20 protein-coding genes, 1 tRNA gene and 1 pseudogene are annotated in these 25,676 nt (G+C 66.6%); 9 read left to right on the forward strand and 13 right to left on the reverse strand.

Translation table 11 applies throughout. The features are described 5' to 3' along the window. Positions 1–53: 53 nt before the first annotated feature. A complete protein-coding gene (locus tag OEG79_RS17600) occupies positions 54–1,046 on the reverse strand; it encodes an AraC family transcriptional regulator (protein WP_264146232.1) in 993 nt (330 codons plus the stop codon). A 214-nt stretch (positions 1,047–1,260) separates the two neighbouring features. Here OEG79_RS17600 and OEG79_RS17605 point away from each other — a divergent pair, with 214 nt between their 5' ends. The 8 genes from OEG79_RS17605 to OEG79_RS17640 all read left to right on the forward strand — a co-directional run bounded on the left by OEG79_RS17605 (position 1,261) and on the right by OEG79_RS17640 (position 5,854). Beyond that, the gene (locus tag OEG79_RS17605) at positions 1,261–2,118 is read left to right on the forward strand and encodes a MaoC family dehydratase (protein ID WP_264146233.1); all 858 of its coding nucleotides are present in this window, start codon (positions 1,261–1,263) and stop codon (positions 2,116–2,118) included. Between the two features lie 121 nt (positions 2,119–2,239). Continuing rightward, entirely contained in the window at positions 2,240–2,545 is a 306-nt protein-coding gene (locus OEG79_RS17610) for a nucleotide pyrophosphohydrolase (RefSeq protein ID WP_264146234.1), read from the forward strand. Continuing rightward, positions 2,542–3,291 carry a methyltransferase domain-containing protein gene (locus OEG79_RS17615; RefSeq protein ID WP_264146235.1) on the forward strand — a complete coding sequence of 250 codons (750 nt, stop codon included), beginning with the start codon at positions 2,542–2,544 and terminating at the stop codon, positions 3,289–3,291. Before OEG79_RS17610 ends, OEG79_RS17615 begins: the two co-directional genes overlap by 4 nt. A 75-nt stretch (positions 3,292–3,366) precedes the next feature. After that, on the forward strand, positions 3,367–3,945 hold the full coding sequence (locus tag OEG79_RS17620; protein WP_264146236.1) for a DUF4136 domain-containing protein: 579 nt from the start codon (positions 3,367–3,369) through the stop codon (positions 3,943–3,945). 20 nt (positions 3,946–3,965) lie between these two features. Next, entirely contained in the window at positions 3,966–4,520 is a 555-nt protein-coding gene (locus OEG79_RS17625; RefSeq protein ID WP_264146237.1) for a DUF4136 domain-containing protein, read from the forward strand. 16 nt (positions 4,521–4,536) lie between these two features. Next, positions 4,537–5,019: a GNAT family N-acetyltransferase gene (locus OEG79_RS17630; RefSeq protein WP_264146238.1), complete on the forward strand. Its 483-nt coding sequence runs from the start codon at positions 4,537–4,539 to the stop codon at positions 5,017–5,019. Further along, the gene (locus OEG79_RS17635) at positions 5,016–5,384 is read left to right on the forward strand and encodes a DsrE family protein (protein WP_264146239.1); all 369 of its coding nucleotides are present in this window, start codon (positions 5,016–5,018) and stop codon (positions 5,382–5,384) included. Before OEG79_RS17630 ends, OEG79_RS17635 begins: the two co-directional genes overlap by 4 nt. An 8-nt stretch (positions 5,385–5,392) precedes the next feature. Then, complete coding sequence (locus tag OEG79_RS17640; protein ID WP_264146240.1) at positions 5,393–5,854, forward strand: glycine cleavage system protein H; 462 nt, start codon at positions 5,393–5,395, stop codon at positions 5,852–5,854. A gap of 11 nt (positions 5,855–5,865) precedes the next feature. On the opposite strand, the gene OEG79_RS17645 is transcribed toward OEG79_RS17640, so the two are convergent. The 7 genes from OEG79_RS17645 to fdnG all read right to left on the reverse strand — a co-directional run bounded on the left by OEG79_RS17645 (position 5,866) and on the right by fdnG (position 15,068). Next, positions 5,866–5,961 (reverse strand) — tRNA-Sec (locus tag OEG79_RS17645). A 41-nt stretch (positions 5,962–6,002) separates the two neighbouring features. Next, entirely contained in the window at positions 6,003–7,967 is a 1,965-nt protein-coding gene (selB, locus tag OEG79_RS17650; RefSeq protein WP_264146241.1) for a selenocysteine-specific translation elongation factor, read from the reverse strand. After that, on the reverse strand, positions 7,964–9,370 hold the full coding sequence (gene selA, locus OEG79_RS17655; RefSeq protein WP_264146242.1) for an L-seryl-tRNA(Sec) selenium transferase: 1,407 nt from the start codon (positions 9,368–9,370) through the stop codon (positions 7,964–7,966). The genes selB and selA overlap by 4 nt, the downstream gene beginning before the upstream one ends. Positions 9,371–9,379: 9 nt before the next feature. Next, entirely contained in the window at positions 9,380–10,312 is a 933-nt protein-coding gene (gene fdhE, locus OEG79_RS17660) for a formate dehydrogenase accessory protein FdhE (RefSeq protein WP_264146243.1), read from the reverse strand. Between the two features lie 110 nt (positions 10,313–10,422). After that, entirely contained in the window at positions 10,423–11,052 is a 630-nt protein-coding gene (locus OEG79_RS17665; RefSeq protein WP_264146244.1) for a formate dehydrogenase subunit gamma, read from the reverse strand. 10 nt (positions 11,053–11,062) lie between these two features. After that, complete coding sequence (fdxH, locus tag OEG79_RS17670; RefSeq protein ID WP_264146245.1) at positions 11,063–11,986, reverse strand: formate dehydrogenase subunit beta; 924 nt, start codon at positions 11,984–11,986, stop codon at positions 11,063–11,065. Between the two features lie 10 nt (positions 11,987–11,996). Then, the gene (gene fdnG / locus OEG79_RS17675) at positions 11,997–15,068 is read right to left on the reverse strand and encodes a formate dehydrogenase-N subunit alpha (protein WP_264146246.1); all 3,072 of its coding nucleotides are present in this window, start codon (positions 15,066–15,068) and stop codon (positions 11,997–11,999) included. A 163-nt stretch (positions 15,069–15,231) separates the two neighbouring features. Here fdnG and OEG79_RS17680 point away from each other — a divergent pair, with 163 nt between their 5' ends. Continuing rightward, positions 15,232–15,681 (forward strand): DMT family transporter, encoded by a 450-nt coding sequence (locus OEG79_RS17680; protein ID WP_264146247.1) that lies wholly within the window; start codon positions 15,232–15,234, stop codon positions 15,679–15,681. A 54-nt stretch (positions 15,682–15,735) separates the two neighbouring features. Here the strand turns inward: OEG79_RS17680 and OEG79_RS21350 are convergent, their stop codons facing one another. The 5 genes and pseudogenes from OEG79_RS21350 to OEG79_RS17700 all read right to left on the reverse strand — a co-directional run bounded on the left by OEG79_RS21350 (position 15,736) and on the right by OEG79_RS17700 (position 25,661). Then, a complete protein-coding gene (locus OEG79_RS21350; RefSeq protein WP_413247551.1) occupies positions 15,736–16,473 on the reverse strand; it encodes a methyl-accepting chemotaxis protein in 738 nt (245 codons plus the stop codon). A gap of 174 nt (positions 16,474–16,647) precedes the next feature. Continuing rightward, positions 16,648–17,667 (reverse strand): annotated as a pseudogene (locus OEG79_RS21355) (cache domain-containing protein); the annotation flags it as partial. Between the two features lie 201 nt (positions 17,668–17,868). Beyond that, positions 17,869–20,190, reverse strand: coding sequence for a peptidoglycan glycosyltransferase PbpC (gene pbpC / locus OEG79_RS17690; RefSeq protein ID WP_264146249.1), 2,322 nt, complete (start codon positions 20,188–20,190; stop codon positions 17,869–17,871). An 81-nt stretch (positions 20,191–20,271) separates the two neighbouring features. Next, positions 20,272–20,616: an endonuclease domain-containing protein gene (locus OEG79_RS17695; protein ID WP_264146250.1), complete on the reverse strand. Its 345-nt coding sequence runs from the start codon at positions 20,614–20,616 to the stop codon at positions 20,272–20,274. Between the two features lie 146 nt (positions 20,617–20,762). Further along, on the reverse strand, positions 20,763–25,661 hold the full coding sequence (locus OEG79_RS17700; protein ID WP_264146251.1) for an alpha-2-macroglobulin family protein: 4,899 nt from the start codon (positions 25,659–25,661) through the stop codon (positions 20,763–20,765). Between the last annotated feature and the right edge of the window lie 15 nt (positions 25,662–25,676).

The raw sequence follows: 25,676 nt of genomic DNA on the forward strand, positions 1-25,676 counted from the left end.
GGAGACGCTTCAGCGGCGACGGTCGCAGCCCAAGCCCCTCCCACAGGATGGCATCACGCCTTGCCGCGCTTGCGAAACTCCACCGGCGTCTCCCCCACCCAGCGTTTGAACGCGCGGTAGAAGGTGCTCGGCTCGGAGAAGCCGGTGCGTTCGACTATCACTTCGATACGCTCGTCGGTCTTGAGCAGCAGCTCCTTGGCCAGGCGGCAACGGTAATCGGTGATCAGGTCGTTGAAGCGCACGCCGGCCATGGCCAGACGTTCGCGCAGGCGCCGCGCCGGCATGTTCAGGCGGCCAGCGACCTGCTCCAGCGTCACTCCGCCGTCGACCAGCAGCTCGGCAATCAGTTCGCGCACCTGGCGCACCAGATCCAGCCGCTCGACCTCGGCCAGTTGCCGTCGGGCGAGCGACTCGTGCATGCGCAGCAGCTCCGGGGCGGCATGGCGCGAAGGCTTTTCCAGCACCGCGGCGTCGAACAGCAGCGCACAGTCCTCGGCGCCCAGACGCGCCGGGCAGCCGTAAACCTCCTGGTAGCGCTCGACGGGCGCGCCTTCGGCATGCCTGAAACGCACTTCGCGCGGACGGAAATCATTTTCGGTCAGCGCCGCGAACAGGCGAATCACCGCGCCTGCCAGCATCTCCGGGAAGTGCCGCGGCGTGTCGGTTTCCAGGCCCAGGGTCAGCACGGCCATTTCGCCGTCCACGTCGAGGCGCGCATTGAGGGTATCGGACAGCAGGCGCACGTAACGCAGGGCATGACGCAGCCCGGCGCCGAAGGTTTCGCTGGAAAGGAAGAGGTATTCCAGAAGCAGGCCGTGAAATGCCGGCAGGTGCTGGGCCAGGTACAGGCCGACATGCTCCTCGCCGCATTCGTCGCTGGCAGCCTTCCAGAACGCCGCCTGGGCGGCATGCGGGAAACGGCCCGCCGGAAGCCCGCCGGGGGGCAGGCCGACTCGTACCAAGACGCGGTCAGGGTCGGTTCCGCTGGCACGCAGGGCATCGATTACCGGGCGCATCAGCGCCACATCGTCGGTCAGGTCACGCATGATTTTGCTGTTCTTCTTATTCGTGAGCGGCGCCATCTTAGCAGGCAGCTCAAGAACTACCTACGTTGGCCAATCAGTCTGCCTGGGATGTTGATCCGCCAAACAGCCGCGTGGCAGAGATTGACTGACCTGCATGCAAGCCGGGCAGAACAGCCAATGCCAGCATCGGTCTGAGGGTTAAGCTGCTGCCATCCATTTGCCAAGGAGTTCGCCAATGGCCATCGACTGGCTCGATCTCGATACACCTCCGGCCCTGCCCGGCCTGTTTCTGCGTGCAGCGCTGCGGCGCAAGGTGACGGGTCGGCAACTGCCCGACCTCGGTCTGCGCTGCCGGGTGGAGGTGGACCCGAAGCACCTGGCGCGCTATCGCCAGCTCTGCGGCCTTGCCGAAAGCGCCTACCTGCCGCCGGTTTATCCGCACATTCTCGCCTTCCCGTTGCAAATGCAGCTGCTCACCGATCGCCGCTTCCCCTTTCCGCTGCTGGGCCTGGTGCATCTGGAAAATCGTATTCGCGTGCTGCGGCCACTGGGCGGGCTGGGGCCGTTCCGGATCAGCGTGCAGGTAACCGACCTGCAACCGCACGACAAGGGCGCCACGTTCAGCCTGATCTCGCGTCTGGAGGACCAGCTCGGCCTGCTCTGGGAGGGCGACAGTCGCATACTCTGCCGCGCCGTGCGCCTCGACGGGCAGCCGCAGCCCCGAACCGAGCAGGAGCCCCTGCCGCTGGCGCCGCTGGCCGAATGGGCCGCACCCGCCGATACCGGGCGGCGTTACGCCCGCGTGGCTGGCGATTACAACCCGATCCACATGTATGCGCTGACGGCGCGACTGTTCGGCTTCCCCCGCGCCATTGCCCACGGCCTGTGGAACAAGGGGCGTGCCCTGGGCGCGCTGCAGTCACATCTGCCACTGGCCGGCTACGAGGTGCAGGCGCGCTTCCAGAAGCCGGTGCTGCTGCCCACACGAGTTTCCCTGCAGGCCAGCGAACCGGCCGCCAGCGGTCAGTTCCGCCTGATCGGCGAAAACGACACACCGCATATGGCCGGCAGCTGGCAGCCGCTGGAAAGCTGATCTCCACATCCTGCAGGAGCGGCTGGGCGGCATTCCGCTCCTACAGGTGAATAAGCACACAGGACATCTTGCAGCGCGCTCCTTTCGAGCCGAAGCTATGCGGCTCGAAAGGAGCCGCACCATGAACATCGCCGCACTCACCGCGCGCATGCACGCCATTCGCGATCACAACGACTGGAGCCGTTACCAGAGCCCGAAGAACCTGGTCATGGCCGCCAGCGTGGAAATGGCCGAGCTGGTGGAAATCTTTCAGTGGCTGAGCGAGGAGCAATCCCGCCAGCTGCCCCCGGAGCAGCTCGCCCATGCCGGGCAGGAAGTGGCCGATGTGATGCTCTACCTGCTGCAACTGTGCAGCGAGCTGGGCCTGGACATGAATCAGGTGGTGCTCGACAAGCTCGCCGACAACGAACGGCGCTTTCTCAAATGAGTGACCGCCACTTCGACGAACTCGCCACCCGCTTCGCCGAGAAGATCTACGGCGGCGCCAAGGGCGCGATCCGCCTCGCCGTACTGCAGGCCGACCTGAACGAGGCGCTTCCGGATCGTCCGCTGCGCGTACTGGATGTCGGCGCCGGCCTTGGCCATATGAGCCTGTGGCTGGCTGAGCGCGGCCACCAGGTGACCCTGGCCGACCCCGCCGAACCCATGCTTGCCGAAGCACGCCAGCGTTTCGCCGAAGCCGGCCAGAGCGCCGCATTCATTCAGGCGCCCTGGCAGGAGCTGCTCGGCCAGTTGCAGCAGCCCTTCGATCTGGTGCTGTGCCATGCCGTGCTGGAATGGCTGGCCGAGCCGGCGGCCATCCTGCCGGTGCTGCACCAGCTGACGAGCAAGGAAGGCTGGCTGTCGCTGGCCTTCTACAACAAGGACGCGCTGATCTATCGCAACCTGCTCAAGGGCCACTTCCGCAAGCTGCGCAAGGAACGCTTCGCCGGCGAAGGCCAGAGCCTGACCCCGCAGCGCCCGCTCGACCCACGGGAACTGGACACGCAACTCAGCGAGTACTGGCAGGTCGAAAGCCGTAGCGGCGTGCGCGTATTCCACGATTACATGCCGCAGGAATTCCAGGCCAAGGCCGAGCTGATCGACCTGCTGGAAATGGAACTGGCCCATCGGCGCCACCCGACTTTCGCCGGCCTGGGCCGCTACCTGCACTGGATCTGCCGGCCCCGCTGAGCCCATTGGACGAAGCGGGCAGCCCGGCGTAGCCTGAATCCATCGGGGATGTCGCGCGCGACCACGGAGACGACCATGCGCACCGCCATAGCCATATTCATCCTGCCACTGCTGGCTGCCTGCCAGAGCCAGAATCCCTACCAGGCCGAATCGCTGCCAATGCCGCCGGCGCCGCCCGAAGCGGCCACGACCTTCGACCGCAGCGCCTACCCGGCGGCGCCGCGCGATTACGGTCGCTACCGCAGCTGGAGCTGGCTGGAAGGCCGTGCACCCGCTAACGACCTGGCCGACAGCATCAGCGCTGGCCTCGATCAATACGGCCTACGCCCGGCGCTCAATGGCCCTGGCGATGTGCTGGTCAGCGCCCGCATCAGCCAGGAAACCCGCCTGCGTCAGTATCAGGACAACCTTGGCGGTTACTACGGCACCGGCAGCCACTGGGATCGCCATTACGGTGCCTACGGCAGCGTGCCCATCGTGCGCACCTACGAGCAGAAGGTGGCCGTGGTACGCATCGAGCTGATCGACCCACGGGATCGTCAGGTGGTCTGGTCCGGTAGCGGTGAAGCCGTGGCCGGCAAGGACCAGGCGGCACAGGCCGATGCCATGCGCGTGGCCATCCGCGCCGCGCTGGACGGCTATCCTCCTTACTGATCGACTGCCTGGAGAGCCATATGCGTACCCTGCCCTACCTGCTGCTCGCCTTGCTGCTGGGTGGCTGCGCCAGCGTCAGCCTGGAGCGTGACTTCGACCCCAGTCGTGACTTCGCCGCCTACCGCACCTGGAGCTGGATGGACGCCAAACTTGCCTACCAGCCCGATGACGCCCGCCTGAAAAGCGATCTCACCGAAGCCCGCATCAGCCAGGCCGTAGCCGAACAGCTCGAGCAGCGCGGCCTGCGCCAGGCCACCGATGGCAATGGTGACCTCAAGGTGCAGAGCGTGCTGATCGTCGACGAACGTCAGGATCAGATCACCACCCAGTACGGTGGCGGCTGGGGTGGCTATTGGGGCGGTTACTGGGGTGGCCCGGCGTTCAGCGAAACGCGCCGCGTGAACTACAAGGTCGCCACCCTGCAGATCGACCTCTACGACGCCAGAGACGGCAAGCTGGTGTGGCGCGGCAGCGGCGAACAGATCATGCGCAGCCAGCCACCGACGCCGGCCGAACGCGAAAGAGCGATCCGCGAAACCGTCGCTCAGGTGCTCTCGCAATATCCTCCACGCTGACCAGGGACCCTCCGCTTTGAGTGCGAACCTGCAACACCGCCCGGCCACAGCCGCAGACCTCGACACCGTGGTCGGCTTCCCGCAGAACGTCGATGAACTGTTCTTCTGCTACCCCAGGGCCGCCTGGCCGCTGAATGTCCGCCAACTCGCCGCAGCCATCGCCGAGCGCCGTGAAAGCACCGTGGTCGAACTCGACGGCAGGGTCGCCGGCTTCGCCAATTTCTACCAGTGGCAGCACGGCGAGTTCTGCGCCCTGGGCAACCTGATGGTGGCACCCTGGGCCCGCAGCCAGGGCGTGGCCCAATACCTGGTGGAGGTGATGGAGAATCTGGCTCGGGAACGCTACAAGGCGCCGCTGATGAAGGTGTCCTGCTTCAATGCCAACGCCGGCGGCCTGCTGCTCTACACCCGCCTGGGTTACCGCACCATCGGCATCGTCGAACGCCGCGCGCCGGACGGCGGCCGGGTCGCCCTGGTGCAGCTGGAGAAGCCGTTGTGAGCGAAGCGCGGCGCGTGCTGATCATCGTCAGCAGCGGCCCGAGCACTCCGGCCCGCTGCGCCGCGCCCTTCCATACCGCCACCCTGCTCGCCTGCATGGACGCCGAAGTGACCCTGTTCCTAAGCGGCGAGGCGGCGCAACTGGCGCAACAGCGGGTTGCCGACACGCTACGCGCCAGCGAATCGGGCGAGCCGATCCGTCACTTCATCCAACAGGCCAAGCTGGCCGGTGCCCGCCTGCTGATGTGCCGGGCGCCGGGCATCGTCATCGACGAAGCCGAACTGATCCCGGAGCTGGACGAGATCGCCAGCGGCGGCGAGCTGGCGCAGATGATCCTGGAATACGACCGCGTGTTGACCCTCTGAGGAGCGCCATGGAACTGCACGGCCTGCCCTTCCCCACTGACCTGTTCTATGCCCCGGACCACAACCTGTGGCTGCGCGAGGAGGCCGACGGCAGCCTGACCCTCGGCCTGACCGCCTACGGCTGCGCCCTGTACGGCCAGATCTTCGCCTTCACTCCCAAGCGCGACGGCCTGCATATCGAGCGCGACCGCAGCTTCGGCGTGGTGGAATTCGCCAAGGCCGCCTCCTCCGCCCGCAGCCCGCTAAGCGGCACCCTGTTGGCCAGCAACCCCGAGGTGGTCCACCGTCCCGCCCTGATCAACCAGGACTGCTACGGCCGCGGCTGGCTGGTACGGTTGATGCCCGACGACCCGGCGCAGAGCCGGGCCAAGCTGCTCAGCGGCGAGGCCGCGCTCCAGGCCTTCGCCGAGCGCATGCAGCGGGAGCGCTTCGATCCACAGGCGGATGGAGTTCAGGTGCTCGGGATTTAATGGGAAGGAAATGGCGGAAGGCAGTGAGAGTCGAACTCACCCAGGAACGGATGCCGTCCCCCACCGGGTTTGAAGCCCGGCCACGCCACCGGGCGTGATTGCCTTCCCTGTTCGCGGCCGCGTCTGTCGGCAGCCGTCACGGTCCTGTTCAGGGTAGCCCAGGTCTTGCCTGGACGCTGTGATGGTCCTCCGCTTCGTGATTGCCCGACAACTGAATGGCCAGCGCAGAGTCGCTGCGGATGCGCCGTTCGTTATCCAGGCGGCGGGTGAAGCCGACGCGGTCTAAATACTCCAGCAACTGGATGCTGCGCTTGCGGCCGATGCCGATGCGGTCGCGCCAGTCGACCACCCGCAGGCTGCCGTGCAACTGCACCAGATCCATAGCCTGTCGCGCCAGGATCAGCAGAGTCTGCTCGGGATAGAACAGGTCCCTGACCACTTGATGCAACAGGCCGAGGCGCGCCAGCTTGCGCAGCAGCAGTCGCACAGCCGCTTCATCCTGCTGCACGGCAGCGGCCAGGTCGCGCACCCAGGGCGGCTCGAAACCACCGGCGAGCAGCAGTGGCCAGAGTTGTTCGCGCAAAGTCTCGTCCGCCGAATTGAGCTGGACGCGGTGGTCCGGCAGATGCAGCCAGGGACCACTGCTGGCGATATGTCCCGCAACCAGGGCCTCTTCCAGCAGGGCAATGACCACTGGCCGTTCCAACTCGCTCAGCGCGTAGCGGCGCAACCGGTCGCGGTCCGGGCCGAGCTCGTCGGGCGAGGCTTCGTGGAAACGGCGCAGACCATCGACCAGTGCTGCGCGTAGCGCCTGCAGACGAGTGTCATCGAACAGCCGCTTGCCCTGCCTGGTCGTCAGCTCGCAGAGGCCCGCGGGCAGCGTCCAGCTGTCGCGCGGACGGTTGAACTGGCGCTCCAGCAGGCCGGGATCGAGGCCGTTGTCGGCAGCCTGCAGCAATGTAGGCAGAGCCTGTTCCAGATCGGTATCGCGCAGCGCCTGCAGCTGCATCAGGCGTGCAGGCAGGCGCCGCCCGCGCGCCGGAGCGAAGGGATCGAGCACACGACCGCCGCCGAGGGTACGCAGCGCCGACTGGTCGCGCAGCACCAGCGGGTCGCCATGCACGGCATGTGCGGGGGCGTTGAGCACCAGCTGCGCCAGGCAGCGCTGCCCGGGCGCCAGGCTGTCAGTATCGAGCAAGGAGACGCGCCCGGTGACGTCCTGCGCGGCCAGGTGCACGTGCACCGGCGTCCAGTGCGCCAGTGCCCGAGTTTCCGTATCCAGCAGGCGCAGCTCGACATCCAGGCGGGTGGTCGGCGCCAACAGCGGCTGCGCCAGCAGCCAGTCACCGCGATGCAGGCGATCCACGCTCAGCCGCTCCCCGGCCAGGTTCAGCGCCACCCGCTGACCGGCGCTGGCCTCCTCGGCCGGCCGATTCTGCGCGCGCAGGCCGCGTACCCGCACACGGCGCCCCGAGGGGCTGAGCAGCAGCTCATCGCCAAGCGCCACACGCCCGGCAAAGGCGGTGCCGGTGACCACCACGCCGGCGCCCTCGACACTGAAGGCGCGGTCGATGGGCAGGCGGAAATACCCCCGGGTGCTGCGCGCCGCCTGCGCGGCCGAGGCCGCCAGCAGGCGCTGACGCAGCGTGTCGATGCCCTTGCCGGAGAGGCTGTCCACCGCCAGCAGCTCGGCATCGGCCAGCGGCCCGGGAGCGAGCAGCGCTACGACCTGCTGGCGTACCTGCTGCAGGCGCGCGGCGTCTACCCGGTCGATCTTGGTCAGGGCCACCAGCGCCCGACGGATACCCAGCAGCTCGGCGATGGCCAGGTGCTCGCGGGTCTGCGGCATTACCCCGTCGTCAGCAGCCACCACCAGCAGCAACAGATCGATGCCGCAGGCGCCGGCCAGCATGTTGTGGACGAAGCGCTCGTGGCCGGGCACGTCGATAAAGCCGGTGAGCCGGCCGTCGCCGAGGTCGGCGTAGAGATAGCCCAGGTCGATGGTGATGCCACGGGCACGCTCGGCGGGGCGGCGGTCCCCCTGCTGACCGGTCAGCGCCTGCAGCAGCGCGGTCTTGCCATGGTCGATATGGCCGGCGGTGCCGACGATCATGCACCGGCCTCGCGCAGTTGCGCCAGCTGCTCGACGAAGACCAGTTCATCGTCGAGCTGGCGCAGGTCGAGCCATAGCGCGTCATCGTCGATGCGGCCGATCACCGGCACCGGCAGGTCACGCAGCCGCCCCTCCAGTTCACGCAGCGCACGGCCCCGCAGGCGCCGCGATGCCTGCGGGCGAATGCACAGCGCTGCACTGGGCAGTCGTGCCACCGGCTGGGCGCCACTGCCAATCATGCCCAGCGCATCTTCCACGCCCACTTGCCAGTGCGCCCCGAGGCTCGCCGCCAGCCGTGGCGCAATGCGCTGGGCCTGGGTGCGGATGTCAGCCTGCGGGCGGCTGAGCAGGCGCAGGCTGGTAAGGCGTTCGGCGAGACGCTCCGGGTCGCGGTACAGGCCGAGCACCGCTTCCAGTGCGGCGAGCGTCAGCTTGTCGACGCGCAGGGCGCGCTTGAGCGGGTTTTTCTTGATCCGCCCGATCAGCTCGCGGCTGCCGAGGAGAATGCCGGCCTGCGGGCCGCCGAGCAGCTTGTCGCCGCTGAAGGTGACGATATCGGCGCCGTCGCACAGCGCCTCCTGCACGGTCGGTTCCCTGGGCAACCCCCAGCGGCTGAGGTCGACCAGGCTGCCGCTGCCGAGATCCTCCAGCAACGGCAGATCGTGAGCGTGGGCGATGGCCGCCAGATCGCGCGTGGCGACACTGCTGGTGAAGCCCTGCACGCTGTAGTTGCTGGTATGCACGCGCATCAGCAGACCCGAGCGCGGGCCGATGGCGTTCTCGTAGTCACGGGCGTGGGTGCGGTTGGTGGTGCCCACTTCCACCAGCTTCACACCGGCGCGGGCCATGATGTCGGGGATGCGAAAGGCACCACCGATCTCGATCAGCTCGCCGCGCGAAATGATGCCCTCCTTGCGCGCGCCGAGGCTGTTGAGCGCCAGCAGCACCGCCGCGGCATTGTTGTTGACCACGGTGACGGCCTCGGCGCCGGTCAGTTCACGGATCAGGCCGGTGATCAGGTCGTCGCGGTCGCCACGCTTGCCGCTGGCCAGGTCGAACTCGAGGTTGATCGGGTAGCGGGCCGCCAGGGTGATGGCTTCGATGGCCTCCTCCGGCAGCAGCGCGCGACCGAGGTTGGTGTGCAGCACCGTACCGGTGAGGTTGAACACCCGGCGCACGCGGCTGGCATGGCGGGCGGCCAGGCGTTCGCCAGCGCGACCGGCAAGCACGGCTTCGCTCAGCTCCACTGCGGCAAGCTGGCCGCTACGCGCCGGTTCGCGCAGCTCGTCGAGCAGATCGCGCAGGGTGGCAAGCAGGGCATCACGACCATAGCGCTGCTGCAGCGGAGCAACACTCTCACTGCGCAGCAGACGGTCGACAGAAGGCAGGTGCGCGGCGTTCATAGTCCCTCCTCAGTCGGTGCTGCCCGGGGCGAGCAGCAGGTTCGGCGCGCGGCGCAGGTAGCCCTCCTCGCCCAGGCGCAGGTCCAGGGCCAGGCTGGCCAGGTCGTCGGCGACCGGATCGGCCTGCTCGTCGAACTCCAGGTAGCACTGTTTTAGGTAACCCTGACAGCTCGGGCAGGCTTCGGCGCGCAGCACCGCCTTGTCGGCGGCCGTGCCATCGCGCTGCAGCGACAGGTAGCTCAGGTGCTTGGAGGATTCGCAGTGGCTGCACTTGACCCGCACGTAGTGCCATTCACAGGCGCACAGCGAGCAGCACAGGTAGCGCAGGCCGGCATATTTGCCACGGTGGCGCACCAGACCGGCAACCGGCGGCGATCCGCACACCGGGCATAGTGTCTGGCTCGCGTTCTCTGCCAGGCGCTCGCTTGGCAGTGCCTGCAGCCAGTGGCTGAAGGCGGCCTGCAGCGCCGCACCGAGGAAAGGCACCAGGGCGGCGGGAAGCAGGTCGAACTGGCCGTTGAGCAGCGCGATGGCCCAGGCCTTGCGCTGACCGCCATCGGCCTCGCCGAGGCCGGCGAGCGCAGCGTTCACCGATGGGTTGCCGTGTGGTCGGTAGCACGCCAGCAGGGCATCCAGTGCGGGCAGCCAGGCATCGCTGCGCACCAGCGCGTCGAAGCCCAGCGGCGGCATGCGATGCTCGATGCTGCGCGCCTGGCTCTGCGCGTCCGGGCCCGGCAGTGGCGGCGGCGCATCCAGCAGCTTCTGCTGGGCATCGCACAGCTCGGCCATCAGCAGCAGATAGGCGCCAAGCGGATGGTTGGCGGCCAGGCTGCGCAGACGCCGGGCACGGTGGCTGAACAGGTCGGGTTCGGGCAGGTGGAGAAAGGGCGGGATGTTGGCCGCGGCTTCGATTTGCCCCGGCTCGAGGATCTGGCCTGGCACGCAGGACTCCTTACGGCTGAGTTCGCACGACTTTCAGACTAGACCACCACAGCGGCTTTGCCCGGCACGGGCGGCCATCCCCTTGGCGGGTGGCCACCCGGCCCGGATGGTCAGGGCTTGCGACCCTCTCGGGTCACTTCCTCGTACCAGGCCCTGTGGTGTTTGCGCGCCCAGCCACGGCTGACCCAGCCGCCAAGCATGGCGCCGACCGAACCCTTGACCCAGATGCCGGCGTAGACATGCACGATGATGCAGATGATCAACGCCCAGGCCGCTGCCGCGTGCAGCAGGGATGCCAGACGCACCAGTTCGATGTCGAACAGGTGGCTGAAGTACTGCCGCCACATGACGAAACCGGTGACCAGCAGTACCAGCATGCACAGCAGCAGTACCCAGAACAGCAGCTTCTGCCCGGCGTTGTAGCGCCCCACTGGCGGCAGCCGCTCCTCGCGGTTGCCCACCACGTCGCGCCATTGCGCCAGCCAGCGGCGGTCGTTGGCCTCGAAGCGGTTGTGCCCGGCAAAGCGCATCACCAGCCAGAGGAAGAACAGGAACATGGCCAGGCCAAGGAAGGGATGCAGGATGCGCGCCCAGACTCCGCCGCCGAACAGGTTGCTGAGCCAGAACAGCGCCGGATGGAACAGCGCCAGCCCGGACAGGCCGGCGAGGATGAAGAGGATCGCCACGATCCAGTGGTTGCTGCGCTCGCCAGCCGTGTAGCGTTGGATGTCGTGTTTCATTGCTCGCCTCCTACGGCCGCTGGTCCGGATCATAGGTGTGTACGGCCGGGTCGACCTGATGCACCGCCGGATCGCCGGTAACCGGCTCGTCCTCCTCGACGCGGTTGCGCCCGACACGCAGGTAGTGGAAGAAGCCGAACAGCGCCGTGGCGCCCATGGCCAGCAGGCCGAGCGGCTTGGTCACCCCCCTCCACAGTTCCACCAGCGGGCTGATCTGCGGGTCGACCGGCAGCCCGGCATACAGCGACGGCCGGTCGGCGTGATGCAGCACGTACATCACATGGGTGCCACCGACGCCCGGCGGGTCGTACAGGCCGGCGTTATCGTAGCCGCGCGACTTGAGGTCGGTGATGCGCTCCTCGGCATGCTCCTTCATCGCTTCCTTGCTGCCGAAGACGATGGCCCCGGTCGGGCAGGTCTTCACGCAGGCCGGTTCCATACCCACCGCCACGCGATCGGAACACAGGCTGCACTTGTAGGCCTTGTGGTCCTTCTGCGAGATGCGCGGGATATCGAACGGGCAGCCGGTGATGCAGTAGCCGCAACCGATGCACTTGTCCTGGTTGAAGTCGACGATGCCGTTGGCGTACTTCACGATCGCCCCCGGGCTCGGGCAGGCAGCCAGGCAACCGGGTTCGGCGCAGTGCATGCAGCCGTCCTTGCGGATCAGCCACTCGAGCCGGCCGTCCTCCTCGTGCTCGGTGAAGCGCATCAGCGTCCAGGAGCTGGCAGTGAGGTCGGCCGGGTTGTCGTAGGTGCCGTGGTTCTGGCCGACCTCGTCACGCAGGTCGTTCCATTCCGAGCACGCCACCTGGCAGGCCTTGCAGCCGATGCACTTGGACACGTCAATGAGTTTGGCCACCTCACCGAGCTGGCGCACGGACGGCATCGGCGTGGTGGTGGCGGAGCGGGCGGTGATGTCTTGTGAGGCCATGGCGCTGCTCCTATGCCTTTTCCACGTTGACGAGGAACGACTTGAATTCCGGCGTCTGCGTGTTGCCGTCGCCGACGAAGGGCGTCAGGGTGTTGGTCAGGTAGCCGTTGCGCGCCACGCCGGAGAAGCCCCAGTGCAGGGGGATGCCGACCTGATGCACGGTCTTGCCGTCCACCGTCAGCGGCTGGATGCGCTTGGTCACCACCGCCACCGCCTTGATGTAGCCGCGGTTGGACGACACCTTGACCCGCTCGCCGGCAGCAATACCAAGCTCCCTGGCCAGCGCCTCGCCGATCTCGACGAACTGCTCGGGCTGGACGATGGCGTTAAGTCGGCAGTGCTTGGTCCAGAAGTGGAAGTGCTCGGTGAGGCGGTAGGTGGTCGCCGCATAGGGGAACTCCTCCGCCTTGCCGAACAGCTCCATGTCGTTCTGGAACACCCGCGCGGCCGGATTGCTGATGGCGGCCGGGTTGTCCGGGTGCAGCGGGTTACGGCCGATCGGTGTCTCGAACGGTTCGTAGTGCTCGGGGAACGGCCCCTCGGCCATGCGATCGAGGGCAAACAGGCGCGCCACGCCCTCGGGGTTCATGATGAAGGGGTTCATGCCCTCTTCCGGCGCCGAGTCGGCCTTGAAGTCGGGCACGTCGGTGCCACCCCAGGCCTTGCCGTTCCACCACACCAGGCGCTTCTTCTCCGGGTCCCAGGGCCTGCCGCTGGGGTCGGACGAGGCGCGGTTGTAGAGGATGCGACGGTTGGCCGGCCAGGACCAGGCCCAGCCGAGGGTCTGTCCCATGCCGTAGGGGTCGGCATTGTCGCGCCGCGCCATCTGGTTGCCCTGGGCCGTCCAGGAGCCGCAGAAGATCCAGCAGCCACTGGCGGTGGAACCGTCGGCGCGCAGCTGGGCGAAACCGGCCAGCTGCTCGCCGGCCTTGGCCAGCAGCGCGCCGCTGGTCGGGTCGTAGAGGTCAGCCAGTGCCTTGCCGCTGAATTCGCGGGCGAGCTCCTCCGGCGACGGCTCGTCGGGCTTCAGGTAGGACCATTCAAGGTTGAGGATCGGATCGGGGAAGGCTCCGCCCTCGCTGGCATAGGCCTTGCGCAGACGCTGGAACAGCCCGGCCATGATGGCGATGTCGGTACGCGCCTGGCCCGGTGACTCGCCGCCCTTCCAGTGCCACTGCAGCCAGCGGCCGCTGTTGACCAGCGAGCCGTCCTCCTCGGCGAAGCAGGTGGTGGGCAGGCGGAACACCTCGGTCTGAATGCTGGCGGTGTCGACGTCGTTGTACTCGTCGACGTTGCGCCAGAACTCCGAGGTCTCGGTCACCAGCGGGTCCATGATCACCAGGTACTTGAGCTTGCCCAGTGCGGCGCCCACCTTGGCCTTGTTGGGGAACGAGGCGATGGGGTTGAAGCCCTGGCAGAAGTACCCGTTGACCTTGCCCTGGTACATCATGTCGAAGACCTTGAGCACGTCGTAGCCGGGGATATCCAGCTTGGGCAGCCAGTCGTAGCCCCAGTTGTTCTCCGCCGTCGCGTTGCGCCCGTACCAGGCCTTCATCAGGCTGACGTGGAACTTCTCGTAGTTCTGCCAGTAGGACAGCTGCCCCGGCCGCAGCGCCTTGGGTGCGCGCTTGGCGATATAAGCGGCGTAGTCCTGCTCCTGTTCGGCCGGCAGGGTGAGGTAGCCGGGCAGCAGGTTGGAGAGCAGGCCGAGGTCGGTCAGGCCCTGGATGTTGGAGTGGCCACGCAGGGCGTTCATCCCGCCACCGGGCATGCCGATGTTGCCCAGCAGCAGCTGCACCATGGCACCGGTACGGATCATCTGCGAGCCGACCGAGTGCTGTGTCCAGCCCAAGGCGTACATGATGGTCATGACCTTGTTCGGCACGGCGCATTCGGCGATGGTTTCCCACACCTGCAGCATCTGCGCCTTTGGCGTGCCGCAGATACTGCTCACCAGATCCACCGTGTAGCGGCTGTAATGCTGCCTGAGCAGGTTGAATACGCAGCGCGGATGGCTCAGGGTCGGGTCGACCACGGCGTAGCCGTCCTCGTCGAGCTGATAGCCCCAGCTGCGCTTGTCGTAGCGCCGGCCGTCGGCATCGTAGCCACTGAACACGCCGTTCTCGAAGAGGTAGTCATCGCTGACCAGGAAGCTGGCGTCGGTGTAGCTGCGCACGTACTCATGCTGGATCTTGTCGTTTTCCAGCAGGTAGTTGATCAACCCGCCAAGGAAGGCGATGTCGGTACCGGTGCGGATCGGTGCGTACAGGTCGGCCACCGCGGCCGAACGAGTGAAGCGCGGATCGACCACCACCAGCTTGGCCTGGTTGTGCGCCTTGGCCTCGGTCACCCACTTGAAGCCGCAGGGGTGGGCCTCGGCGGCATTGCCGCCCATGATGAGCACCAGATCGGCATTCTTGATGTCGGTCCAGTGGTTGGTCATGGCTCCACGGCCAAACGTCGGGGCAAGACTTGCCACCGTCGGGCCGTGTCAGACACGCGCCTGGTTGTCGAACGCCAGTATGCCCAGGGAACGCATCACCTTGTGGGTGATGTAACCGGCCTCGTTGCTCGAGGCGGAGGCTGCGAGGAAACCCGTGCTCAGCCAGCGGTTGACCGTCTGGCCCTGCTCGTTGCGCTCGATGAAGTTGGCATCGCGGTCGGCCTTCATGTGTCGGGCGATACGATCGAGCGCCTCGTCCCAGCCGATGCGCTTCCACTCATTGGAGCCGGGCTCGCGCACCTCGGGGTACTTCAGCCGGTTGGGGCTGTGGATGAAGTCCAGCAGGCCGGCGCCCTTCGGGCAGAGGGTGCCGCGGTTGACCGGGTGGTCGGCGTCGCCCTCGATGTGAATGATGTTCTGCTTGACGTTCTTCGCGGCATCGCCCTGGCTGTAGAGGATCAGGCCGCAGCCGACCGAGCAGTAAGGGCAGGTATTGCGCGTTTCGGTGGTGCTGGTCAGTTTGAAATGCCGCACCTGGTCGGCAAAGGCATCCGGGGGTGCCACCCCCAGCGCCGCCAGGCTCGATGCTCCAAGGCCCACGCCGCAGACCTTGAAGAACTGTCGACGGTTCATGTCCATCGTGGTTCTCCCGAATCAGGCCGTCGCCCGGTGCGTTGCCGGACGCTTCGCTGCGTAAGCCTAGACCATCCGGTCACGTTCGCCAGTGCGCAGCAGCCATGGCTGCGAACGGGCGCCCATGAACGCATAATGGCCGCCTTTTTTCTGCCTTCGGAGTACCCCCATGAACCACATCAGCAGCTGGCTTCTGGCCCTGCCCTTTATCGCCGGCGCAGTGCTGCCCCTGCAGGCCGGGATCAACGGCCAGCTTGCCCGTCACCTGTCCAGCGTGCTGGCCGCTGCGCTGATCTCCTTCGCGGTCGGCACCCTGGCGCTGCTCCTGATGACCCTCAGTCAGCGCGAGATGCCTGGCCTCGGCGCGCTCAGGGAACTGACCTGGTGGCACTGGAGCGGCGGCCTGCTCGGCGCGTTCTTCATCGCCACCGCCGCCTTCGCCGGCCCCCGGGTCGGGGCACTGCTGTTCATGGTGCTGGTGATTGCCGGGCAACTGGCCATGGCCGTCACCCTCGACCATTTCGGCTGGGCCGGCTTTCGCGAATCGCCCATCACCCTTGGCAAGGTGGCCGGGCTGCTGCTGATCGTCGCCGGTATCTGGATGATTCGCCGCGGCTGAGAGATACACGCCGGCCGTAACCGCCTGGTCACGGCCGATCGCCGAGGTGTGGCGTTACAGCCTGAACTTGCCCATCTGCCCGGCCAGGTCGTCGGCCAGGCGGCTCAATGTCTGGCAATCTTCGCGACAGGCGCGCACCTCGCCGGCGGTGGCGTGCGCCAGATCTGCGATGCCCTGGACGTTGCGGTTGATCTCTTCGGTTACCGAACTTTGCTCTTCGGTCGCCGCAGCCACCTGGGTGTTCATGTCGCTGATACGCTCGACCTGTGCAGTGATCGCGCCGAGCGACTGCCCCGTGCGCTGACTGGACTCGACACCGGTGCCGGTCGCTGACTGGCCGGCATGCATCGAGCTGACCGCGGTCTCCGCACCCTGCTTGAGACGCTGGATCATCTGCTGGATCTCGTCGGTAGAGGCCTGGGTGCGACTGGCAAGCGTGCGCACCTCATCGGCCACCACAGCAAAACCGCGGCCCATTTCCCCGGCCCGAGCCGCCTCGATGGCGGCATTCAGCGCCAGCAGGTTGGTCTGCTCGGAAATGCCGCGAATCACCGCCAGCACCTGATCGATGGACGCCACCTGTTCGGCCAGTTCGGCCACCGCATCCGCCGCGCTGCCGATATCGGCAGACATCCGCTCGATATGGGCGATGGACTGTCCGACCACCTGGCGCGCGCTCTGCGCTTCTTCACGGGCGCTGTGCGAGGACTGTGCGGCATTGCTGGCATTGCGCGCGATCTCCTGCACGGTCAGGCCCATCTCGTTCACCGCGGTGGCCACCATGTCGGTCATTTCCTGCTGCTGGCCGGCGCGTTCGGCGGTGTTCTCCACCACTCTCGCCACCTGGCCGACTGCAGTGCGCAGCCGCTCGCTGGTGGCCAGCACATCGCCGATCAGGTCGCGCTGGCTGGCCAGAAAACGGTTGAAGCCGCGGGCCAGATCGCCCAGTTCGTCAGCGCGCGATTCATCCAGACGCCGCGTCAGGTCGCCGCCACCGCCGCCGATTTCCACCAGCGCCTGGGTCACCTGGCGGATCGGCCTGACCAGGCCGCGCGCCAGCAATACCACCAGGGCGAGGAACAGCAGCGCCACGGCTACACCGATCAGGCTGGTCGTCAACAGCGCCTGACGCGCCTCGGCATAGATTTCGGCCTCCGGTACCTCGCTGACCAGCAACCAGTCAAGGCTGGCGAATTTCTGCGCCACGGCGAGCAGAATTTCGCCATCGCGCTCGAAGCGCACCGCACGGCTGTCACCAGTCAGCACCTGCCGGCTGGCATCGCCCCCAAAGAGTTCGGCGAGCTTGCCGCTACCGCTCAGTTCGGAGCGCGGGTGGACCTTGACGTTGCCCTGGCTGTCGATGAGAAACACCTGGCCGCGCTCGCCGAAACGGAACTCGCTGATCATCTTCGACATGTCCGCCAGGTTGTATCCCAGACCGGCCACGCCGAGGGTCTTGCCGCCTCGCTTGATACGCTGGTTGATGAACAGCGTGGGCAGGCGCGTGGTCTTGTCGATGTCGATTTCCAGCACCCGGTCGCGGTCGCTGTCGACCAGGCGATAGAACCACTGATTCTCGGTCTGCGAGCGATCGAGGGTGCGCATCAGCCCTTCGCCGGTGGTGTAGTTGCCACTGGCCAGGGCGACGATCGAGGTGGTCATGGCGTTCTGCTGGGCGCGCACGCCTTCGAGATAACGGGCGAACTCGTCACGCCGGGAGCCGCCCTCCCCCGCTTCAAGCCAGTCCTGAACCAGGCTGTTCTCGGCAATCGAGGCGTTGGCCGTGACCGGCGCGGTCAATACCCGCTCCAGATCGTTGCGGATCGCCAGTACCCGGGCCGGCAACGCCTCTTCGATCAGGTAGCGCTCGGTCAGGCGGTCGACCACCGCAGAGTAGATGCCGACGACGATGAGAATGCTGGCCAACAGGGCCGCCCCCATACTGAGGATCAGTTGCCACTGAATACTGCGTTGCCAGAGGCGCATGGGGCTTCTCCTGGTGGTGGTTTGGAGTTCGACCAGGTAATTGGATACAAAAATGTACACAAATTGCAATCGGATCACCGATAGCTCTCATATCGGCGCCTCACTGCCAGGCTTTACCCACATGAGCCACACCATTTCACTGCCTTGAGCAAGGCTTCGGGCCAGAGCGGCCGCCACCAGCGGACTGGCGGGTAACCAGGCTCAGGGCCCTACGCTGAATTCCAGACGAGCGGTCTGGCCGCCCTCATCTAGCACACTGAGCTGGTGCCTGCCGCTGTCGAAGGCATGACTGAAGAACGCATCCTGGGCACTGACGCCCAGCGGTCGGCCATCGAGAAACCACCAGCGCCGGCCATTGCCACCCAGTGCGGACAGACTGAGGCGCAAAGGTTCGTGATTGCCCTGTGGCCGTCTCAGGCGATCGCCATCACGCACGCCGACGATGGATAGCGGTGCGACCTGGCTGCTGACCGGTGGCGGGCAGCCTGGATCGATATCCGGCAAGCGCGCGGCACGCCGCTCCCGCCGGGGCAACCAGGGCTCCAGCGGCGCCGGCCACAAGGCCAGCTCGCGCGCCTCGGCGTTTGTACAACCGGGACCGACGCGACGCCCCACGGCATTGACCCAGTAGCGTTCACGCAGGCCGCTGCCCAGCGGCTGATCGGCGGCCTGCAAGGTGGGTGGCGTGGTCCCCTCCAGTGTCCAGGCGAAGCGCAGGCGCCGGCAGTTGGGATCGTCCTTGCTCATCGGCTGCCCCAGCGGCCAACAGATCGCGGCTACGCCAACCTCGGCTGGCTGCTTATCGACCGGCGCCGCGACGCCAAGCTGGCTGTCGCGATTGACCAGCAGGTCATGCACCTGCAGCAACAGCGGCGCGGCCGAGGCCAGACCGAACTGACCGGGCACTGGCGTACCGTCCGGTCGACCGATCCAGATGCCGATCAGATGACGCGGACCGACGCCAATGGCCCAGGCGTCGCGAAAGCCGTAGCTGGTACCGGTCTTCCAGGCCAGCGTGGGCCGCTGCGCCAGCTGCGCGCGCGGGTCGCGGTCGGGCCGCGCCTGGCCGCTGAGAATGCGCCGGATGATCCAGGCCGAACCGGGTGACAACAGGCGCCGCTCGCGCAGCTCGTCATCGGGCTGCAGGCGCGGCTTGGCCGCCATGCCGCCACGGGCGAAGGCGCTGTAACCGGCCACCAGCGATTCCAGGCGCGAGCCACCGCCGCCAAGAATCAGCGCCAGGTTCGGCTCGGCCAGCGCCGGCAGGCGAATCGGCAGGCCCGCGCTGCGCAGCTCGCCGGCAAAGCGTTTCGGCCCGTAGGCTTCCAACAGCTGCACGGCGGGCAGGTTGAGCGAGGTGGCCAACGCCTCGCTGGCCGACACTGGGCCGATGAAACCGGCGGCGAAATTACCGGGGCGGTAGTCGCCGTAATGCCGCGGCACGTCCTGCAGCAGTGATTCGGAATGGATCAGCCCGGCATCCAGCGCCATGCCGTAGAGAAAGGGCTTTAGCGTCGAGCCGGGCGAACGCAGGGCACGCACCATGTCGACATGACCGAAGCGCGAGGTGTCGCTGATATCCACCGATCCGAGATAGGCACGTACCGCCATGCTCTCGTGCTCGACCACCAGAATTGCCGCCGAGGTGCGCTCGGGCAGGCGCGCACGCCAGCCCAGCAGCAGGTCTTCAAGGCGCAGCTGCAAGGCGGCATCGAGAGTGGTGCGAATCAACGGCGGGCTGCCGGCACGGTTCAGCCGCCGCGCCAGCAGAGGCGCCAGGCTCGGTTCACGGCGCGGGGCGAGGAACACCGGCTCCTCCAGCGCCTCATCCACTTGAGTCTGCGGCCATACCTGAAACTCGCCCAGGCGGCGCAACACCTTGTCGCGAGCGGCCTGGGCCCGCTCCGGGTGGCGATCCGGGCGCAAGCGACTGGGCGCCTGCGGCAGCACGGCGAGCAGTGCTGCTTCGGCGCGGGTGAGCTGGCTCGGCGGTTTGCCCAGATAACTCCAGCTGGCAGCGGCCACGCCCTGCAAGGTGCCACCGAAAGGCGCGCGATTCAGATAGAGAGCGAGAATCTCGTCCTTGGACAGGTGCCATTCCAGTTGCGCGGTGCGCCACAATTGCTTGAGCTTGCCGGGCAGATCCCGGTCATGCGGATCGAGCAGCCGCGCCACCTGCATCGACAGGGTGCTGCCGCCGGACACCACGCGTCCTCCGGTAAGGTTCTGCCAGGCCGCGCGCCCCAGCGCCAGCGGGTTGACCCCGGGATGCTGGCGGAACCAGCGATCCTCGTAGGTCAGCAGTGCTTCGAGGTAAAAGGGCGAGACCTCGTCCGGCGTCACCGGATAACGCCATACGCCGTCACGATCAGCGAAACGCCACAACGGCGTACCGTCCTCGGCGAGCACCACTCGGGCAAGATCGTCTTCGGGCAGTGGCAACGGGAAGAGGCGGTCGGCAAGCCAGAGCAGAGCAAGGGGAAGTAGAAGGATGAGGAGCCAGCGGCGAGTTAGGTAGGACATGCAGGCCCCTCTCCCCCAACCCCTCTCCCATAAATGGGAGAGGGGAGCCGACCAGCGTTCCGCCAAGACTTGCGGCGACGTTCACATGTCGTCTTGCTCACCGAGTTCGAGGCGAATCCGTTCAAGAACAGCCTCGGTTTCAGCCAGCACCTGATGATTCCAGAAACGCAGCACACGATAGCCTCGACTTTCCAGAAAACACTGACGTTGTTGATCGTATTGCACCTGCTGTTGATGTTGGCCACCGTCCAGCTCGATGACCAACCAGCGTTCGGTGCATATGAAGTCGACGATATAGGGGCCAATGGGCTTCTGCCGTTTGAACTTCAGGCCAAGGAAACGATGAGCGCGCAGGTAATGCCAAAGCCGTTGCTCGGCATCAGTCATCTCATGACGAAGGCGTTTGGCGTTGTCGAGTAGGGTCATGGTGGTTGCTCCTTGAACCTTTGCCCTCTTCCCAACCGTCTTCTCATTAATAGGAGGGGGACCTTGTAAGTGCCACGCCCTCAGCCACGCACCATATTGCTCCCCTCTCCCGCTTGCGGGAGAGGGGCTGGGGGAGAGGGCCGCTCTTAACGCCCCCTTACCACCAGCGACGACGGCGCGCTTCCCAACGCCTGCCAGCTCGGCCGGTACATGGACTCCACCTGAGGTGGCGGCACGCGGTAGTGGCCTGGAGTCACGGCGCGAGCCAGATAGAGCAGATGGGTTGTGCCGTACTCCTGCACGTCCACCGCCGCCACGTAGCGATCACCACGGTATTCCTGGTGCTTGATCCGCGCGTTCTGCATCGACCGGCGCCATTCCTTGACGTTGCTGCCGGCGTCATCGAGGCTCGCCGCGCTTTGCGCCAGGTTCTGGTTCTCCAGCTCCAGGCCGGCCGGCAGCAGGTCCACTACCAGGGCATCCGGTACACGCTGTTTGGCCCGCACGGCCAGGTGCACCAGTACCAGCTCGCCACTGTCCAGACGCTGCAGATCGAGCGGACGGCCATCCATGCCGAGGTATTCGCGCTCGATACTGAGATTCTCGCCACCGGCACGCGGCGCCTGGCTGGGATAACCGGACAGGGTCAGCTGCTGATACAGCTTGGTGCTGCCGGAATTGTTCACAGTGAGCGGCTCGGCCAGTTCGGCACGCTCGAGCTTGATGCCGGGCTGCTGGTTGCTCAGTTCGAACTGGAAGGCGCCGCTGGCAAGCGCAGCGCTCCAGGCCTGCTCCGGCTTGCCGAGAACACCGCGACCTGCAAGGAACAGCGCGTTGCGCTCCTGGGTCGACAGCCAGCGCTGTGCGGCCAGTTCATCAGCCAGGTTGAACAGCCGCTGCTCACGCTGGCCGGCAGCCAGGTCGTGCTCTTCCAGCAAGGCGAGAATCAGCGCCTGATCACGTAGCGGGCTGCCGTAGTCGGCCATCCAGCGCTCGCCATCACGCTGCTGGATCAGCCCCTGGTTCAGCGCCTGCTCGGCACGCGGCGCATCGCCCATCAGTTTCAGCGCGGCGGCCAGTTGCACCAGCGGCAGGCCGGAGCGAGCCTCGTTGCGGCGGTCGAACAGGCTGCGCAGTGCGCCCAGTGGCGCCTGCTGACTGCGCGCCAGAACGTAGCCGGCGTACGCCTGCACTGCGAAGCGGGTGTGGGCGAAGTCCTGGCTGTAACTGGCCTCGATCAGGCTGCTCTGCTGCAGGTAGCGCAGCAGGCGGTCATTGGCCTTCTTCAGCGCCTCCGGTGGCACGCCGAAACCCTGCTCGCGGGCGCGCAGGAGGAAATCGGTGACATAAGCGGTGAGCCAGTATTCCTCTTCGCTCTCGGCGCTCCACAGGCCGAAGCCACCGTTATACCGCTGCATGCCGAGCAGGCGCTCGATGCCCAGCTCGATGCTCTTGCGCCGCTGTTCGTCCGGCTCGCCTTCCAGTCCCAGGCGCTTGAGGCTCGCGGCGTCGGCGTAGAGCGAGGGGTACAGGCCGCTGGTGGTCTGCTCCAGACACCCGTACGGATAGGCCTTGAGTGCACGGATCTGCTCACCGAGGTTCAGCGGCGGCCGGCTCGACAGCGCCAGCACCGCCTCCAGCCCGGCAGGCTCGAACTGGTTCAAGGTACCGGCCGGCAGGGTCCAGGGCTCGCCCTCCCCCAGTACCGCACGGAAGTGTTGCAGCTGCGCCGGGTAGGCCGGGCGAATGCCCAGCGTCCATTCGCGACTGAAGTCGCCCAGCGTCTCGTTCGGCAGAGCCAGGCCCTGCACCTCGACGTGGATACGCCCCTGCCCCAGGCCACCTTCGGCGCGCACCGGAATCCGCAGTGTGGTGCGCTGGCCGTCGTTCAGACGGATCGGCGCCTCACCCTGGTTGAGCAGACGCAGTTGGCCTTCCACACTGACCTGCACGTCGAGCTGCTGCTCGGCACCGGACAGGTTGGTCAGGTCCAGCGCCAGGGTGGTTTCGTCACCACCGGCAAGGAAACGCGGCATCGACAGTTCGGCGATCAGCGGCGCAGCGACCACCGTCTTGGCCTCGGCCATGCCGAAGCGCTCGTCGGTCCAGGCCTGGGCCATCAGTCGCAGCTCGCCGTTGAAGTCGGGGATATCCAGGCTGACTTCGCCCTCGCCCTTGTCGTTCAGTTTCAGCGCATCGCTCTGCAGGGCGACGATCAGCACACTGGTATCCGGGCGTTTGCCACCGGCGGCAAGGCCGGCATCACCACCGAAGGCCAGGCTGGCGACACGTCCTTGGGCTTCGATCAGTTGGCCGTAGATATCCAGCTGGTCAGCGCCATAGGCCTTGCGCCCGAAGAAGTTGGCGAAAGGATCGGGCGTGGCATAACTGGTGATATTGAGGATGCCCACGTCCACCGCGGCGACCAGCACATGCACCTTGTCAGGAATGCTGCCGTCGGCGTTACGCGCGCTGACCTTGACCTTCAGCGGCTGCTTGGGACGCATTTTCTCCGGTGCTTCCAGGCTGACTGCCAGCTTGCGCGGAGCGCGCTCCAGCGGCAGGTGCAGCAAGCCGACGGCACGTTTGGGCGTGACCTGCGCCTTGCGCTCGCCGGGACGAACCACCAAAGCACTGAGATAGAGGTCATGACGCGCCCATTTCTTGTCGATGGGCAACTCGAAGGTCTTGCCTTCGGCCGGCACGCTGATTTCCTGCCACCACAGCGGCCCCTCGCTGGACTCGACCAGCAGGTAGCCGTTGCCGGCAGCCGGCGGGGTGACGGTGATCCTGGCCACATCACCGGCGGAATAGGCGGGTTTATCCAGCGCCAGCTTGACCTGGTCCGGGCGCACAGCGCCGCCATCGGCGTTGTCCTGCCAGCGGTAGCCGGCCCAGAAACGCAGGCTGCTGACCAGACCGGTCTGGCTGTCTACAACCTCGACCCGATACGGGCCCCACTCCACCGGGAAGCTGACCTTGGCAGTCCCACCGGCAGCGATCTTCAGCGGCTCGTCGCTGAGGGTGAGGAATTTCTCGTTGTAGTTGTGACGCCAGCCTTCACCGTCGGAGAAGCTCCAGAAATAGTCGCGGCGTTCGCGCACCAGGCGCACGTTGAGGTTGTCGGCGGCCAGCTTGTTACCGGAGGCATCGGCCACCAGGATTTCGAATTCGGCCAGGCTGTCGGCGTCGACTTCCTCGCCGTCGAACAGGCCACGCAGGCCCGGCAGGCGCTCGGCAGGCCATACCGGCTGGACGATGCGGCGGGTGATCGGGCGGCCACCGGACTCCTGCAGGCTGGCCTGGAGGATCAGACGCAGCGGCGACTTGGCGTCACCCCAGCGGTTTTCCGGGCGCAGCACGGCGCGGCCCTGGTCGTCGAGATTGACCTCGTCGAGCTCCTGGTCCTGGCTCAGGTCGGGCTCGGTGATATCGCCGAACTGATATCCCGGCAAGCTCGCCACTGCCTCACGCAGCGGGCGCACGTAGAGTTGCCCGGTCAGGCGATTACCGGCGGCCGGTGCGCCGTAGAGGTAACGTCCGGTCACCGCGAACTCGGCGCTATCACCTGGTGCGTAGGGCTGGTCCTGGCCCTTGAGCTCCAGGGCCATGCGCTCGGGCAGGAAGTCTTCGACGAGGAATTCGTAAAGCTGCGGGTTGCCGTCGCCCAGATCGAGCAACAACTGCCAGCGACCGGTCGGCGCCTCTTCGGCCAGCGGCAACTGATATTGATAGAGGCCGTTATCGCCAGCATTCCAGACGAACTTGCGGCTGACCTGCTCATCCGGACGGCGCACCTCGACGCTGACCGGCTGGGCCTTGACCGGGCTGCCGTCGGCATCGCGCAGCAGGCCGTTGAGCAGCACGGTCTCGCCGGGGCGATACAGATCGCGCGGGCCGAACACGAAGAACTGCAGCGCGTGCGCCTTGGGCCCGGTGATGTCGAACTCGGCCAGGTCCAGCGCCGGCGTGTTCAAGCGCAGCAGGCTGGTCTGCTCGTCCTGCTTGGCCAGTAGCACCTGGGCCTTGGCTGGCAGCGGAAGTTGCGCATGGCCGGCCGAATCGGTCTTGCCCTCAGCCAGCAGCGCGCCGTCGCCGTCGAGCAGTTCGAGCTGCACGCCGGACTGCGCCTTGCCACCTTCCAGCGCCTGGGTGAACACGTCGAGACGGTCGCGATAGCGATGGGCGGAGAGGCCGATATCGCTCAGGGAAAACAGCGTGGCCGGCTGCGAATAGCTGTAACTGCCAGCCTCACGCATCACGGCCAGATAGACGCCAGGCTGTTTGAACGGCTCCAGGCCGGCAATGGGCAGCAGCAGGGTTTCACGGGTATTGCGCGCCGGGTTCAGGTCGAAGCGGCCGCCATAGACCAGCTCAGCCATCGGCAGCAGCTCGCGCGCCTCCCAGGTATCCAGATTGCTGGCGCGGCCCCAGCGCGAGAGGAAGTTCGGCAGCGCCTCGGGCTTGATGCGGAAGAACTCGACGTTGACCTTGTCGACGTTCAGCGCGATCACCGGCAGGCCTTCGGCCAGGCGGGTCGGCAGCAGCGAGCCACGGCTGGCAAAACCGACACTGGCCTGCAGGTCGCGGGTTTCGAAGCGGCTGACATGCTCTTTGGCGAGCTTGCCGCCGTTGATCGACTTCAGCCCGGCATCGATGGTCAGCGAAAGCTTGCGCTTGGGCTCCAGGTGACGCAGGCGCAGCTCACTGAGATTGTCGGTCAGCTCCCAGGCGCCATCGACCTTGCCCGAGACGCTGTCGACCAGATGCAGGCGTTCGGCGAAGGGCTGGTCGGGGTCCAGCGGAATGGAGAAGGTCACCGACAGCGCGCTGGCACCATCGAGCTGTACTTCGGAAACATCGACCACCTCCAGCTCGCGCCCGGCGTAGCGCTTGGCCAGCGCCTCGCGGTCGACCGCAGGCTTGGGCGCCTGCGGCTGTTGCGCGGCCGGAGCGGCTGGGGTCACCGTGGCAGGGGGCTGGGAGGAATCACAGGCGCTGAGCAGGGTCAGCACCAAGGCCAGAAGCAGTCCTTTGTTCGGCATTGCGGGCTCCGGAGA

Source organism: Pseudomonas sp. Z8(2022) (genome assembly GCF_025837155.1).
Taxonomy (GTDB): domain Bacteria; phylum Pseudomonadota; class Gammaproteobacteria; order Pseudomonadales; family Pseudomonadaceae; genus Aquipseudomonas.